Source organism: Pseudomonas sp. FBF18, assembly GCF_024261405.1.
Taxonomy (GTDB): Bacteria; Pseudomonadota; Gammaproteobacteria; order Pseudomonadales; family Pseudomonadaceae; genus Aquipseudomonas; species Aquipseudomonas palmensis.
Map to the genome: position 1 here is coordinate 317,857 of NZ_QKRS01000002.1, position 14,291 is coordinate 332,147.

General features: G+C 65.1%; 13 protein-coding genes. 4 read left to right on the forward strand and 9 right to left on the reverse strand.

Annotated features, from left to right (window positions below; genetic code table 11):
- Positions 1–84: 84 nt before the first annotated feature.
- The 3 genes from DN387_RS05225 to DN387_RS05235 all read left to right on the forward strand — a co-directional run bounded on the left by DN387_RS05225 (position 85) and on the right by DN387_RS05235 (position 1,872).
- Positions 85–807: a hypothetical protein gene (locus DN387_RS05225; RefSeq protein ID WP_054914494.1), complete on the forward strand. Its 723-nt coding sequence runs from the start codon at positions 85–87 to the stop codon at positions 805–807.
- Positions 808–874: 67 nt separating this feature from the next.
- Positions 875–1,561, forward strand: a complete 687-nt coding sequence (locus DN387_RS05230) for a hypothetical protein (RefSeq protein ID WP_054914493.1) — start codon at positions 875–877, stop codon at positions 1,559–1,561.
- 140 nt (positions 1,562–1,701) lie between these two features.
- Positions 1,702–1,872, forward strand: a complete 171-nt coding sequence (locus tag DN387_RS05235; RefSeq protein ID WP_167400189.1) for a hypothetical protein — start codon at positions 1,702–1,704, stop codon at positions 1,870–1,872.
- Between the two features lie 4 nt (positions 1,873–1,876).
- Here the strand turns inward: DN387_RS05235 and betI are convergent, their stop codons facing one another.
- The 8 genes from betI to DN387_RS05275 all read right to left on the reverse strand — a co-directional run bounded on the left by betI (position 1,877) and on the right by DN387_RS05275 (position 12,243).
- The gene (betI, locus tag DN387_RS05240; protein WP_052504246.1) at positions 1,877–2,524 is read right to left on the reverse strand and encodes a transcriptional regulator BetI; all 648 of its coding nucleotides are present in this window, start codon (positions 2,522–2,524) and stop codon (positions 1,877–1,879) included.
- Positions 2,525–2,690: 166 nt separating this feature from the next.
- Positions 2,691–4,133, reverse strand: coding sequence for a cytosine permease (locus DN387_RS05245; protein ID WP_043861246.1), 1,443 nt, complete (start codon positions 4,131–4,133; stop codon positions 2,691–2,693).
- A 60-nt stretch (positions 4,134–4,193) separates the two neighbouring features.
- Positions 4,194–5,378 carry an iron-containing alcohol dehydrogenase gene (locus tag DN387_RS05250; RefSeq protein WP_054914492.1) on the reverse strand — a complete coding sequence of 395 codons (1,185 nt, stop codon included), beginning with the start codon at positions 5,376–5,378 and terminating at the stop codon, positions 4,194–4,196.
- A 10-nt stretch (positions 5,379–5,388) separates the two neighbouring features.
- A complete protein-coding gene (locus DN387_RS05255) occupies positions 5,389–6,885 on the reverse strand; it encodes an aldehyde dehydrogenase family protein (RefSeq protein WP_054914491.1) in 1,497 nt (498 codons plus the stop codon).
- Positions 6,886–7,043: 158 nt separating this feature from the next.
- Positions 7,044–8,411, reverse strand: a complete 1,368-nt coding sequence (locus DN387_RS05260; RefSeq protein WP_054914490.1) for an APC family permease — start codon at positions 8,409–8,411, stop codon at positions 7,044–7,046.
- A 268-nt stretch (positions 8,412–8,679) separates the two neighbouring features.
- On the reverse strand, positions 8,680–9,579 hold the full coding sequence (locus tag DN387_RS05265) for a proline iminopeptidase-family hydrolase (RefSeq protein WP_054914489.1): 900 nt from the start codon (positions 9,577–9,579) through the stop codon (positions 8,680–8,682).
- Positions 9,580–9,767: 188 nt separating this feature from the next.
- Positions 9,768–10,844 carry a hypothetical protein gene (locus DN387_RS05270; protein WP_196932212.1) on the reverse strand — a complete coding sequence of 359 codons (1,077 nt, stop codon included), beginning with the start codon at positions 10,842–10,844 and terminating at the stop codon, positions 9,768–9,770.
- A 58-nt stretch (positions 10,845–10,902) separates the two neighbouring features.
- Positions 10,903–12,243, reverse strand: a complete 1,341-nt coding sequence (locus tag DN387_RS05275; protein WP_173925049.1) for a diguanylate cyclase — start codon at positions 12,241–12,243, stop codon at positions 10,903–10,905.
- A gap of 259 nt (positions 12,244–12,502) precedes the next feature.
- Here DN387_RS05275 and DN387_RS05280 point away from each other — a divergent pair, with 259 nt between their 5' ends.
- Positions 12,503–13,429, forward strand: a complete 927-nt coding sequence (locus DN387_RS05280) for a bifunctional 2-polyprenyl-6-hydroxyphenol methylase/3-demethylubiquinol 3-O-methyltransferase UbiG (RefSeq protein WP_231390587.1) — start codon at positions 12,503–12,505, stop codon at positions 13,427–13,429.
- Between the two features lie 30 nt (positions 13,430–13,459).
- Here DN387_RS05280 and DN387_RS05285 read toward each other — a convergent pair whose 3' ends face one another.
- Positions 13,460–14,233 carry an ABC transporter ATP-binding protein gene (locus DN387_RS05285; protein WP_043861240.1) on the reverse strand — a complete coding sequence of 258 codons (774 nt, stop codon included), beginning with the start codon at positions 14,231–14,233 and terminating at the stop codon, positions 13,460–13,462.
- Positions 14,234–14,291 lie beyond the last annotated feature (58 nt).

The following is a 14,291-nucleotide window of genomic DNA, read 5'->3' on the forward strand; positions in this document are numbered from 1 at the left end:
GTTGCGCCTCTGGTTGTGTCCATCAGTCATGAGCCGGCATTCTTGCACACCCGCTCCCCAGCAGACACCGAGGCACCTCCGTCAATGGACCCGACACTCACCCAGGCCCTTGCGCAACTGCGCAGCGCCCTGCCCATCGGCCTGCGTCACGCCCGGGCCCTGCTGCAACGCTGCGCCGGCAACCCGCAGCAGGCCGCCGAGCTGTACAAGGCCGAACTGCTGCAGGTGCTGATGGAAAAATCCGGGCTGCCACACCACCAGGCCCGCCAGTACCTGCACAGTGCGGGCTACGACCTGAGCCGCGCCTTGACCGCCCTGGACGAAGCGCGTTTCACCCTGACCCAGCGCATTCTGCGCCACCATCACCAGGACAAGCCACGCGCCCTGGACCTGATCGCCCAGGCCATCGAAACCGCCGAACAGTTGCCCCGCCAGTACTGGCTGGATTTCGAGCGCCTGGATCAACTGCCCGCGGCGCTGCGCTGCTTCATGGTGATCCACGAATGGCTGGCCTTCGAGCAATGGGAAGGCTTTGACAGTGCCCTGCACTTTCACCTGCCCCAGGCCATCGCCCAACTCAGGCACCTGCAGCTCGATGCCCTGGCGCACACACTGGAGCAGGCCGATCAGCGCCAGCAGCACCTGCGCCAGGCCCATGCCGATGAAAGCCACGTCGAGCTGGCCATACGGATCCAGCAGGACCTGCTCTTCGACGCCTGCCAAACCCGCTTCAACCAGCAGCGCACGCAGCTCGACGAGCAGCTGTACGCGTGGGTGGAGCGGCACATGGCGCAGTTTCCCACCTGAGCCGCGCCCCTGCAGCGCGCAAGCCGGTAGACTGCCGCCCTCCCCGACGGACCTCGGATTCCCCCTCATGGAACTGCACTACCGCATCACCCCCGACCACCTCCAGTCCTGGATCGCCGAACCGCTGAAGCAGGAACTGCTCAAGCAGGACGCGCAACAGGCCCGCGCCCTGGCCACCTTCGCCAGGTGGCAGAGCCGCCTGATCGGCCCGCTGATGTTCGCCCTGTGCCTGATCGGCGCCCTGTTGGCGGTGTATCTCCCGGAGCGACGCATCACCCCGGAGAAAGCCATCGCCCTGCTGCTGTTCACACTGGTGTTCATCCCGCTGTGGTGGCGCTTTTCCGGGCGCTGGGTCGGCCACCTGCAAGCGCGGATCGCCGCCAACCACGCCAAGCCCCGGGCACCGGTACGCGGGCTCAACCAGCGCCTGATCGAGGCCAGGCTTCGGGCACCCCTGAAATCGGCCCAGGACACGTACAAGCTGAGCTTCGATGATCAGGGCTTCACGCTGGACAAGGCCCGGGGCGGCAAGACGGTCCTGGCCTGGGAGCAAGTCGTACACCTGCTGGAAACGCCGGACTTCTACCACGTGGCGAGCGCAGACATGCGCGCCAAGGGCATGGCCTGCCTGATTGCCAGGCACAGCGAGCTGATGCCGGCGCAGGACTATCAGCAAGGTCTGCAGGCGTTTCTGAGCCACTGCCCGGTCACGGCTAGCGCCCCGGCCACGTCTTGCCCATCAACCCCGAAGTAGCCCTCGGCCGGCCTGGGCGCAGGTGGTAATTCGGCCAAAGCACAGGGAAGCAATGCCATGGCAACGCGCCGGTGCTGCATGCAGCCACGGCGAACGTATAAGGTAGGCCGCACAACAATCCAACTGCCAAGGAGACAGCCATGACCCTGTTCTGCCGGCTTAGCCTGCTGTTGCTGATCGTGGGAATGCTGCTGGGCGAGATCGTGCTCGCCAGCGTGGGGCTGGTGGGCGTGTGCGGCGCGGCGCTGTACATCAGCATCCGCGAGGACACCCCGCAGGCGCCCCCCGCCGAGCCGGAGTTTCTCGCCTAGCCGTTCAAGGCTGCAGCGGTTCGGCGCCCTTGACGAACATCTGCGCCGTGACAATGCAGCACTTCTCGGCTTTTTTCGAACTGAAGGCCTTGTGGTCGAGCGCCCATTCCAGCCAGAAGCCGTCGATCAGCGCGGTGATGGTCAACGCCGCGCTTTTGGCGTCTATCTGCGTGCCCTGTGCCTTGCCGATGGCCTTGAACACCGACTCCAGTTCCTTGCGATAGTCGGCATAGAGCTTCTTGTTCAAGGCGCGCAGCTGCTCCGACGATACCGCCGCCCCCCAGAACCCCAGCCAGGTGGTGAGGATGAACTCGTTGAAGATCTGCCCGCGAAACGAGGAGCGGATGATCGCCAGCAGACGGTCCTCGGGGGTGCCGCCCTGCACCGCCAGGTACTTGCGGGTTTCTTCGCGCAGCTGGTCGGTGAGTTCCTGGTAGGTCGACAGCATCAGCTCTTCCTTGCTGGAAAAGTGATGGCCGATCAGCCCGATGGACACCCCGGCCTGCGCGCAGATGCGCTCCAGGGTACTGCCACTGTGGCCATAGCGGGTGATGCACTGCATCGTCGCCTCGATGATGGCCTTGCGGCGCGTCTCGGGGTCGATGCGGGTTCGACGCTTCCTGGGTTGGGTTACTTCGGGCTCACTGCTCATACGTCAACAACCTGTGCACTGCGGGGCATGGCCCCGGTCTCCGGACAGCGGCTACATCTCAGTCGCCAAGCGAGGCGACAATTTAGCAACTTTTGCCCGGGCAAGTGACAGGAAATGGCGATTGCCCCGGCGTGCGTCGCGCACGCCGGGGCAATCGTCGACAGGCTCAGTTGGCGCTCAGGCCGCGCTCCAGGTCCTTGTCCAGTTCATCGATGCGCGACAGCTCCGCCGCGATGTCCTGGGTGCGGCACAGCCACCCGTAGACCAGCGCCGACACCACCAGCCCCACCAGCATGCTGATGTCGGCGCCATCGAGCAGCGTGGTCACGTAGCCGGTATACAGCCCGGTGCTGGAGAACGGCAGCATGGCCACGAAGCCTGCCACGTAGGCGCCGATGCCGCGCCAGTTCCAGCGCCCGTAGATCCCGTTGGGCTTGAAGATCTCGGTAATCGAGAACTTGCCGTGGCGTACCTTGTAGAAGTCCACCAGGTTGATCGCCGTCCACGGGGTGAACAGGTACAGCAGGATGGCCAGGAAGTCGCCGAAGTCCTTCACGAAGTTGTCCGAGGCGGTCATCGCGATGGCGATCGCGGTCCCGCCCACCAGCAACATCGAAACGATGCGCTTGAACAAGGTGGAGGTCTGGGTCTTCACCGTGTCGGCGATACTCAGCAAGGTGATCGAGGCGCCGTAGAAGTTCTGCGCCGCGCTGGTCACCAGGCTCAGCACCGCCAGGATCAGCAGGCATTCGCCGAAGCCGCCGAACAGTGTGTTGCCCAGCATCACCAGGCCCTTGGCCAGGTTCTGCCCCGGGCTCAGTGCCGCGGCCAGGGCGCCGATCAGCATCATCCACACCCCGCCGATCATCGCGCCCATGTAGGTCCACCAGAACGACGAGCGCACGCTGACGTTGGCCGGCAGGTAGCGCGAGTAGTCCGACACGTAGATCGCCCAGCTCAGCTGATACGCGGCGGCCACGAAGAACTGCGCCAGGAACGGCGTTGCCTTGAAGTCCGAGACGCTCAGCTGATCGGCTGGCAGCTTGACGAAGAAGAACAGCCCCACGGTGAACACCAGCATCACCGCGATCAGCACGAACGCCAGCAGCCGCTGCACCTTGTGGAAGGTGTTGTAGCCGGCAATCGCCATGACGATCGCCAGCAGCGAGAAGGCGATGGCCGAGCCGTTTTCGGGAACGTCGAACAGTTCGTGCAGCGTCTGGCCCACCAGCAACTGGTTGAAGGCGTTGTAGCCCACGTAGGTGGCGATGGCCACCACATACACCAGCAACGCGCCCAGGTAGCCGAACTGCGGGCGCGACTGGATCAGTTGCGGCAGGCCCATCTGCGGGCCCTGGGTGGAATGGCCGGCCATGAACAGCGTGCCGAAGGCGCAGCCCAGGAAGATCGCCACCGCCGACCAGAACAGGTTGGCGCCCATGCCGACCCCGATGATGCCCACCGCCAGGGTGGTCAGGTGCGCTTCCCCGCAGAACCAGATGGGCCACAGGTGCCACGCCTTGCCGTGGCGCTCTGCGAGCGGGACGTAATCGATGGAGCGTGTTTCAAGGTTCAGGCGTCCCTTGGACGCCGAGTGGGAGGCAGACATGGCAGTTGCACCTTTTTTTATTGGTCTGGTTGCACGGCTAAGCGGAAAATAGCGGGTTCATCAATCGCGGGCGTGGTTGATCGCCTGGGTCAACAGCGCCTCCAGTTGCGCCTGGGTGCTGTCGCGCGGGTTGGTCAGCCGCGCCGGGTCGCCCATGGCCTTGCGTGCCACGGCGCCGACATCGGCCTGGCGGACCCCGAGCTCGGCCAGCGACCTGGGAATCTCCAGGCGGTCGAGCAAGGCGCACACGGCGTTGTAGAAGGTCTCGAACTCGGCGTCCGGCAAGCCCAGGGCCTGCGCCACCGGCATCAGGCGCGGGGTGATCTGCGCCTGGTTGTAGCGCAGCACCACCGGCAGGATGACCGCGTTGGTCAACCCATGGTGGGTGTTGTAGGTGGCGCCCACCATATGGCTCAGTGCGTGCACCAGCCCCAGGCCCTTGAGAAACGCCACGCCGGCCAGGCACGAGCCGATCAGCATGTTGCCCCGCGCCTCCAGGTCGTGACCGCGTTCGACGGCGGTGTCGATCGAGCCCCACAGCAGCGTCAATGCCTGCAACGCGGCGCCATCGCTGAGCGGGTTGAAGCTGGGCACGAAGTAGGCTTCCAGGGCATGGATGATCGCATCGCACCCGGTCCATGCGGTCAGGTTGGCCGGCAGGCTCTGGGTCAGCTCCGGGTCCAGGATCACCGCCGCCGGGCGCGCCCGTGGGTGCCACACGCAGCCCTTGATGCCGCGCCCGGTGTCGGTGAGCATCGCGGTGCTCTCGGTTTCGGCGCCGGTGCCGGCGGTGGTGGGAATCGCGATCACCGGCGCAAAGTCCGCCGCACTGAAACCTGCCGGCACCGGCTTGTCGAAGTCGAAGGCCCACAGCTCGCTGCGCTGCTGACGGGCGACCAGGGCCACCGCCTTGCCGCCGTCCAGGCCACTGCCGCCCCCCAGCGCGATGATGCCGTCGGCGCCCCAGGCCCGATAGGCTGCGGCACCGGCCAGTACCGACTGGTCGGTGGGGTTGGGCTCGATGCCGCCGTACAGGCCGCAGGCAAGCCCCGCCTCGGTCAGGCTGCGCTGCAGTTCATCCACGAAGGGCAGGCGCAGCGAGCCCTGATCGGTGATGATGATCGGTCGGCTGATGTTGAAGTCCCGGCACAGCCTGGCCAGGTGATGACGCGCACCCGGGCCGTACTCGATGGGCAGTGGCACGGTCCATTGTTGCGGGTTCAAGGCTGAAAGCGTGTTTTGCATGGGGTTGACCTCAACGGCAGCGCAGGATGGTGGATTTCAATTCGGTGTACTTGCCCAGCGCATGGGCCGAATTGTCCCGGCCATTGCCGGACTCCTTGAACCCGCCAAACGGGAAGTTCATGTCCACCAGTTCGTCATAGCAGTTGACCCACACCGTGCCGGCCCTGAGCTGGCGGGTGGCGCGGTGAATGGTTCCAAGGTCGGATGACCACACCGCCGCCGCCAGGCCGAACTCGGTCTGGTTGGCGATGGCGATGGCCTCATCGAGGGTGTCGAAGGGAATCACCACCAGCACCGGGCCGAAGATTTCCTCGTTGGCGATACGCGCGGTTGCGTCCGGGGCAAGGAAGATCGTCGGCTCCAGGTAGGCGCCTGCCCCCACCGGCGAGAGCGCCTGGCCGCCCTTGAGCAACTGCGCCTCGTACCGGCCTGTTTCGATGTAGCGCTGGACGCGCTCGAACTGCACCGCGTCGATGATCGCACCCGTGACGCTGGCCGGGTCCAGCGGGTGCCCCGGGTAATAGCTGTCGGTGGCCACGAGCAGTTCGCGCAGCAGCGGCTCGATCACCGAGCGCTGCACCAGCAGACGCGACCCGGCGCTGCATACCTGGCCCATGTTGGCGAAGATCGCCGCTGCTGCCGACTGCGCGGCCTGGGTGATATCCGCGCAATCGGCCATGACGATATTGGCCGACTTGCCGCCCAGCTCCAGCCATACACGCTTGAGATTGGAGGCGGCGGCGTTCTGCGCGATCTGCCGCCCCACCGCGCCTGAGCCGGTGAAGGCGATACAGTCGACGTCGCCATGCAGGCTCAGCTCGCGCCCTACCGCGCCATCACCGGGGAGCACGTTGAACACCCCAGCCGGAACACCCGCTTCCATCGCCAGGGCGGCGATGCGCAAGGCGCTCAACGGGGTTTTCTCCGACGGCTTGAGCAGCACGCTGTTGCCGGCTGCCAGGGCCGGGGCGAACTTCCAGGCGGCCATCAGCAGCGGGTAGTTCCAGGGCACCACCGCCGCCACCACGCCCAGCGGCTGCTGGGTAACGGTGCCGAAGAACTGCGGGTCGGTGGCCGGCACCTCACCGTGCACCTTGTCGATCAGTTCGGCAAACCAGCGCAGGCAGTAGATCGTGCCCGGCAGGTCGGCACCAATGGTATCGGCAATCGGCTTGCCGCTGTCCAGGGTCTCCAGCAGCGCCAGCTCGTCGGTATGCGCCTCGAGCAGTGCGGCCCACCTCAGCAGCACCGCCTTGCGCTCGCGGGCCGCCAGCTCGCTCCACACGCCGGCCTCGAAGCTGCGCCGCGCAGCAGCCACGGCCAGGTCCACATCGGCCTTCGCGCACTGGGCCACCGCCGCGAGCACGGCGTCGTCAACCGGGCTACGGGTGCAGAAGGTCGCCCCGTCTTGCGCGTCCACATAGCGCCCGTCGATGAATGCCCTGCCCTCCAGCGGCAACGTTGCTGCCTTGTCGAGCCAATAGGCCCTGTCTTTGAGTCGTGTCACTGCAATACCCCGTCTTGTTCTTGTCAGGCTGGGGCAATCCTAGGCGATACTGAAAATATCTTCAATAATGATCAAGGCCGTTACTGAATTTATTTTCAATAAAAAATGCCCGCATGAGCGGGCATTGTTCCAGGCGATGCATGGGCAGCAGCGTGCAGTCAGTCCGTCCAGTTCAGCGAGGGCGCCCCCCGCCGGCGCATCACCCAGGCAATCAGCAGGCCGCCGAGCATCCAGGCGGCGCCCAGCACCTTGGCGTGCACGTTGGTGCTCCACAGCGCATAGCTCAACAGCAGCACGCCCAGCACCGGGGACACCCCATGGCTGAACAGCTGCGCCTGGCCGATCTTCCTGAAGTAGATCATCACCGACACGTGCAACAGGATGTAGGCGGTCAGCGCGCCGAACGTGACCAGGGTCACCATCACATCCAGGTAGCCGGCCCCGGCGAATGCCACCACGAACGAAACCAGCGCAACCGTGACGATGGCGTTGGCAGGCACGTTGGTGCGGGCACTGATGCGGCTCAGGTACGCGGGCAGGCGCTTGTCCCGCGACATGCTGAACAGCACCCGCGCCGTGGTCGCCTGGGACACCAGGGTGTTGGCCATCAGCGCGATGATGCCGCTGGTCAGGGTGATCACCGGCAGAAACCAGGCCCCGACGATCTCGGCACTGAGGGTATAGAACGCGGTGTCTGCAGCGGCGCCCTGGTACACCGTGCCCAGCGGCACGAACACTGCCGCCAGGTACACCTGCCCCACGAACAGCACCGTGACCAGCACCAGCAGCATCATCGTGGCCCTGGAGACCGTCTCCCCGCCCCCCTTGGCCTCTTCGTTCAGGGTCGACACCGCGTCGAATCCGATGTAGCTGAGGGCTGCAATCGGTACGGCGGCGAACACCATGGCCATGGAGAAGTCGGAGCGGTTGTAGAATGGCGCGATGAAGTGCTCCAGGGTCGGCTTGAGTTCGATGATGCGAGAGGTGGCAAAGGCGGCGAACAGAAACAGCACCACCAGTTGGATCAGCAGCAGCACCTTGCTCAACCTGGCATTCATCTCGATGCCCATCAGGTTGACCGCCGTGGGCACCGCTACGAAGGTGACCAGCCACACCGTGGTCGGCACCTGCGGGAACTGCGCCGACAGCGCCGCCGCCCCCAGCACCGCCAGCAGTGCCGGCAGCAGCAGGTAATCGAGCAGAATCGCCCAGCCGGCCACGAAGCCCAGGCTGCTGTTGGTGCCGTGGGTGACATAGGAATAGACCGAGCCGGCCAGGGGGATCTTCCTGGCCATCTGGCTGTAGCTGATGGCGCTGAAGATCATCGCGACGGCGGCCACCAGGTACACCAGCGCCACCATGCCGGCGGAGGTGTTGTAGATAAGCCCGAACACGCTGACCGGGGCGATGGGCACGAAATACAGCAGGCCGTAGGCGAGCACATCGGAAAAGCTCAGTACCCGTTTGAGCCCTGCCTGCTCCGGGTCTTGTGTACTGGGGGTGTCTGACGCATTGGCAATCGACATGGGCAATCTCCGAAGCAATAGATCGTCGAGGCGCAACCCCCTGCTTCGCCAGGGGCCTGGGTCGACTTGTTTTTTATAGTTTTATCCATGACTTCAAGGGTCGGTACAGCGCGCGCGGGCTGCGTGCGCTGTACCGGGGCTGCTTCCTGCAAGGGGCAAGTATCAAAGTGGGCCACCAGGCGAACAAGCGACCATTGCGCATGCAATCAGTCGTCGGCGGAATGATCCCCAGCGGTGCCGCCCTGGCTGTGCATCGACCCGACGGCATTCAGGTGCGCGGGGTCGCCTTGGCAATGAAGGCGCGCAGGTGCCTGAAGAAGGGTTCGGGGTTTTCGATATGCGGCATGTGGGAGGCCTCGGGTATGCAGCAGAACTCGGCGCCCCTGACCATCGCCGCGAAGGCCCGGCCCGATTCGGGGGTGCCTTCGTCGTGGGCCCCGCACATGAACAGCGTGGGCACCTCGATCGACGCCAGCTTCGGGGTCAGGTCCAGGTCCGCCAGTGTGCCGGTGCCGAAGAACTCGGTGGGGCCCCACATGTAGCCGTACAGTTCGGTCGCGCAATTGTCCATCGTGTCGACCACGATCTGCGGCCAGGGCTGCACGCGGCACAGGTGACGCACATAGAACGCGTTGACCGCCTCCAGGTACTCGGGGCTGGTGAAGTCGCGCTGCGCCTCGCACCGGCGCATCACCGCCTGCAGGTGGTCGGGCAACTGCGCCTTCAATCGCTCGCAGTCCGCCATCCAGCGCTTGGCATCGACCAACGGCCCCGACAGCGCCAACGAGCACAGCCCGGCCGGCTGCCGGGCCGCATAGTTGATGGCGATGCTGCAGCCCCACGAGCTGGCAAACAGATGCACCTGGCCCAGGCCCAGGTGCTCGCGAACGGCATCTATCTCGTCGGTAAAACGCTCCAGCGTCCAGTTGCGTGTGTCGCCCACCCGCTGCGAGCGTCCGCAATCGAGCTGGTCGTACAGCACCACGCTGCGGTCAGGCACCAGTTCCAGCAGCGGCAGCAGGTAGTCATGGGAGTTGCCGGGGCCGCCATGCAGCACGATCAGCGGCACGGCACCGCTGTTGGCCGAGCGGTTGAGCCGGTACCAGACCTTCCCACCCGGCACATCGATATGGCCGCTTTCATCTGGCACAGCAGCGTAGTCACTCACGAGCACCTCCAACCTTGTGATTGTTATTCTGTTGGCGCACGCCCCCGAACCCGCAAGCCCGGTACTGACGCGGGAACAGGCGGTCGTCGCCCTGCTCGAGTCTTAGGGCACGAAGGGGCTGGCACAAGCGAAAAAAAATGGGCTGGTCCTGAATTATTTTCCTGACCTGCCGTGGCGCTGCGGCACGCTCAGGGCGGCGGCGCGAACAGCACGGGCCGCGCTGCATCGGCGCCCAGTACACAGGCCACGTCATGCGCGCAACCTGGCACGATGACCATGCGCCTGGGCGTGCGCGGCTTGAGCACGGCCTGTTCATAGGCGGCATACGCCAGCCCTCGCTGCAATCGGAAAGGCCCCTGCAACATGGCCGCGCAGGATTTGTCGAGAATCGGATAGAACGTGCCCTTGTCGGCACTGCTGTCGAGGGCACCTTCCAGGTAATCGACCTGGGCCGCCGCATAGTGTGCGCGGGCCTGCGCGCCGGTACGCGGCAGATAGCCAGGCAGCGACTGGGTGCCGTACTTCCAGTGGTCATAGGCACAGGCCGGGGACGTCGCCGGCACGTCGAAGCGCCAGGTGCAGCCCCCCGTACCACAGGCCTCCCACGGCACCGTTCGCTCGCCCCGCAGGGGCACGGGGCGAACCGGGTCGAAGTACAGCCAGCTGCCCGGGTCGGCGATCACATAGCGCAGCGCCACACCCGCCGGCGGGTCGGCGGCAAAACCGATGCTGTGCTGGAGCATCTGCGCACCGGCCGAAAATCCCACCAGGGTCACACTGCGCAGGCTCGGCCACTGCCGGGCCAGTTCGCCCAGCAAGGCGTCCAGTGCCGCAAAGGCGCCAAGCGGATGGGCGCCCAGCGAGGGAGCCCCCGCCAGCCAGCCGGCACAGCTCCACAGCGCGTCGCCCGGTTGAGCGCCGGGCGTGTCCGGCATGCTGCAACGCCCGGCCTGCGCCGGCGCCACCTGATACAGCGGCGCCACCACCAGGGTACGCGGCAACCGGCCCGCAGCACGTGCCGCCTGCAAGCCGGCCTCGAAGCTGCGCCCGACATCGCGCGGATGCCCGTGCAGTATCAGCAGTGCCGTCTGCGGGCCGTGGGGGTCGCCGGGCCTTGGCGCGCGCGATGCGTAGTAATGCATCTGGCCTGCACCTGCCGGCAACGCGAAGCTGTGCAGGCACTGCGGGCCGGCCTGGCGCCCGCAGTGGCCGCGCTCGGCGGCGAGCGCGCCACTGGCCGTCAGCCACAGCACTGTCAACCACATAACGCTGCGCCAGAGGCGCCTTGGCGTGTGCATCGTCGCCTCCATCAGGCTTGGCCTGTCACTCCGGCGAGGTCAGCTCCCCGTACGCCACCACCCGGTTCCGGCCGCCCTGCTTGGCCTGGTACATGGCCTGGTCGGCCTGTCGCAGCAGGTGCTGGTAGTCGGGGTGGCCGTTGTAGGTGGCCATGCCGATGCTCACGGTGACCTGGTGCCTGCGGCCTTCGGTCAGTTGCAGCTTTTCCGCTTCGACCTTGCGCCGCAACTTCTGCGCCACCTTCATGGCGTTGGCGCTGTCGATGTCCACCAGGATCATCAGGAACTCCTCGCCCCCCATGCGGAACACGTAGTCCCCCGCGCGGCTGTGGCTGCTGAGGATCTCGGCGATCTGCTGCAGAATCGCGTCGCCGGCTTCGTGACCGAAGTTGTCGTTGATCGACTTGAAGTTGTCGATATCCACCGAGAACACCGAAAACGTCTGCCCGGTCTTCTGCGCGATGGCGATCTCGTTGCCGATCACCACCGGCAGGAACTTGCGGTTGAGCATGCGTGTGAGCACGTCGCGGCCGCTTTCCAGCTCGTTGGCGGTGTTGAACAGGTTGTCGAGGTTGAACATCAGGCTCTTGGTCTGGTCGCGAATGTCGCGCAGCAGGCGCATGCGCGTCTCCTGCTCGTGCATCGAGGCAAGAAACATGGGCAGCAACACGTCATCCATGTGACGGATGATCTTCAGGATCTGATCGCTTTCGCTGGTGTTCTGGAAGGCGTAGGCGCCCTTGTGACGGAACCACAGGCCGAAATCGGAGGCCGCGAGCCTGGGCAGGTTCACACCGTTGGAGCCCATGGCCAGGTCGAACATCAGGCTGTTTTCCCAGTCCAGCAAGGCGCCGCGCTGACGCTCGCGCTCGGTGCTGATGTTCTGCAGCACCGAGAACAGCCGGTAGCCTTCCTCGTTGCGCGAGTTGCGGTCATGGGACCGCGAATAGGCGTGGCTCATGATTTCCATGGCCAGGTCCATGGTTTCGCTGGCCAGGCGCAATGCCTGCGCCTCGCTGGCCCACTGCTGTTCGAGAATCAGCTGGAACAGCAACTTCTTCAGGTGCCGCGCACCACTGAGCACCAGGTGCAGCGGCACGTCGATGCGCGCATGCACTTCCCCCACCTGCTTCTGCAGGGCAACCAGCGGCATGCAGTCATCGGTGGGCGACACCGAATAGACCCGCACCAGCCAGGCCTGCATCGAACTGCCCAGGCGGCTCTTGACCTCGTCGTGGGACAGGATCAGCGAAGCATTGGGGTCGGCCAGCATGTGTTCATAGAACCGCGCGGCCAGCATGACCTTGTTGCGCTCGACAAGGCCCTGCAACGATTGGGTCAGCGTGCATGGGTACTGGGAAACCATGCTGTGCCATTCTTTGGCTTGTACTTCCGGGGAAACGCTTGGCATGTGTGGCCTATTTTCAATTCAGCAAGAAGCCTGATGCCTACACGAATCACAAGAGGCTTCGGCACTGGACGAACCAACCGGGTTCGCCCGCCGGGTATTCTATTGCACGCTGCGCGGGAAGTCTTTGAACGCGAGCGCTGCGTACCCGGCTCAATACTTGCGCGGCCCTGCCGATAGCCTGCGCAAGGCATTTTTTCAGAGGGAGCAAGCGTCGATGAACCATAAAGGCATGGCCTTGGCCAGCAAATACTGTCAGGGCCGCGGCCTGGAGATCGGTGCCGCCGCGCATAATGCGTTCTACCTGCCGGACTGCATCAACCTGGCCCCCTGCGATGGCGAGGCATTCCTGTACCCGCAGGACCTGGAAGACTACACGCACTACAAGCAGGAACAGGCCAACTACCACGCCGAGCCCGCCAGGGTCGACGCGCTGGGCGACTTCCTGGATATCCCCTTTGCCGACCAGACCTTCGACTACCTGATCACTTCCCACGTCATCGAGCATGTGCCCAACCTGCTGGCGGCCTACGTGGAGTCATCCCGGGTGGTGAAGGACGGTGGCGTGTTCTTCTGCATCTTCCCCAACCGCAACGCCGAGCCCACCGACCGCATCCGCGCGCTGACCACCCTGGAACAGATGATCGACGCCTACGAAAAGCGCGTCGACATGAGCACGATCGACGCGCACCTGTGGCGTGGCCATCACCTGGTGTTCTCCCTGCAGAGCATGCTGCGGGCCGTCAACCTGATCAACAACGTCGGGCTGGGGCACTGGCTGGTCGAAAGCGTCGAGCAGACCGACTCCAAGGTCGGCAACGGCCATACGGTTGTACTGCGCAAGCAGGTCGGCCTGGCGAACCTGATGATCAAGGATGGCGCCCAGTTGAATCACGAGATCGGCACGCGCCTGCGGGCCCAGGACCTGACCGGCGCCCTGCACCTGGTGAAGGTGGCGCTGTCGTTCGACTTCTTCAACGCCTATCACCTGTACCTGGCCTTTGCCCTCAGCTGCCAACTGGACAACGCTCGCGAGGGGCTGGAGTTCCTGCGTCAGGCACTGATCATCGACCCGGAAAACGAAGAGTACCGCCAGCTGTTCGTGCAGTTCACCGGCGGCCCGTTCATCAACCCTGTGCCCTGACCCCGCCGAGCCGGCCGCACGCAGGCCGGTTCAGGCGTGCCAGCAACGGTACCAGCCATCCTGTTCGCTGATGCGCAGCTGCGTCTGGTACAGCTGCGACAGTGCCGCGCTGGTCAGCACCTCGGCCTTGGGCCCGTCGGCCACGATGCGCCCCTGGCTAAGCAGCACCACACGCTCGATCTCCGGGATGATCTCGTCGATATGGTGGGTGGTGATGATCATGGCGTGCTCCTCGGCGCAGAAGCTGCGCAGCAACCTCAGCATGCCCAGGCTCGCCCCCATGTCCAGGCCGTTGGCCGGCTCGTCGAGAATCAGCGCACTGGGCCGGTGAACCAGCGCGCGGGCCAGCAGCAGGCGGCGCTTCTGCCCGGTGGACAGGCGCTGGAACATGGTGCTTTCGTACCCGGCCATTTCCACCTCGGCCAGCAGCGCACGCGCCTGCGCCAGTTGCTCGTCATCGGGCTGCAGATGGCCATGGGCACCGATGGCGCCGAAAAAGCCCGACGCCACCACATCCAGCGCCTGGGTGTGCGGGGTGTAGTCTTCCTGCAGGTCCTGGGACACGAACCCCAGGCGACTGCGCAGTGCCCACAGGTTGACGGTGTCGCTGCCGAACAGCTTCAGGTGGCTGCCTTCGCGCTCCACCGGGTACAGCTCGCGGGTGATCAGCTTGAGCAGGGTGCTTTTGCCGGCCCCGTTGGGGCCCAGGATGGCGACCTTCTCGCCGGCACCGATGTGCAGGGAGAAACCGTCCAGCACACGGTTGTGCTGCTGGTAGGCGGTGACATTGTGGAAATCGATCATGGCTTGCTCGTCAGTGCGGCACGGAAAAGAACCCGGATCTTTCCACAGCACGCAGCCA

Bases quoted from the DNA above. Each gene is read 5' to 3' on its own strand.
- DN387_RS05225 (WP_054914494.1), top strand. From the start codon at position 85: ATGGACCCGACACTCACCCAGGCCCTTGCGCAACTGCGCAGCGCCCTG.
- DN387_RS05230 (WP_054914493.1), top strand. From the start codon at position 875: ATGGAACTGCACTACCGCATCACCCCCGACCACCTCCAGTCCTGGATC.
- DN387_RS05235 (WP_167400189.1), top strand. From the start codon at position 1,702: ATGACCCTGTTCTGCCGGCTTAGCCTGCTGTTGCTGATCGTGGGAATG.
- betI (WP_052504246.1), bottom strand. From the start codon at position 2,524: ATGAGCAGTGAGCCCGAAGTAACCCAACCCAGGAAGCGTCGAACCCGC.
- DN387_RS05245 (WP_043861246.1), bottom strand. From the start codon at position 4,133: ATGTCTGCCTCCCACTCGGCGTCCAAGGGACGCCTGAACCTTGAAACA.
- DN387_RS05250 (WP_054914492.1), bottom strand. From the start codon at position 5,378: ATGCAAAACACGCTTTCAGCCTTGAACCCGCAACAATGGACCGTGCCA.
- DN387_RS05260 (WP_054914490.1), bottom strand. From the start codon at position 8,411: ATGTCGATTGCCAATGCGTCAGACACCCCCAGTACACAAGACCCGGAG.
- DN387_RS05270 (WP_196932212.1), bottom strand. From the start codon at position 10,844: ATGTGGTTGACAGTGCTGTGGCTGACGGCCAGTGGCGCGCTCGCCGCC.
- DN387_RS05275 (WP_173925049.1), bottom strand. From the start codon at position 12,243: ATGGTTTCCCAGTACCCATGCACGCTGACCCAATCGTTGCAGGGCCTT.
- DN387_RS05280 (WP_231390587.1), top strand. From the start codon at position 12,503: ATGAACCATAAAGGCATGGCCTTGGCCAGCAAATACTGTCAGGGCCGC.
- DN387_RS05285 (WP_043861240.1), bottom strand. From the start codon at position 14,233: ATGATCGATTTCCACAATGTCACCGCCTACCAGCAGCACAACCGTGTG.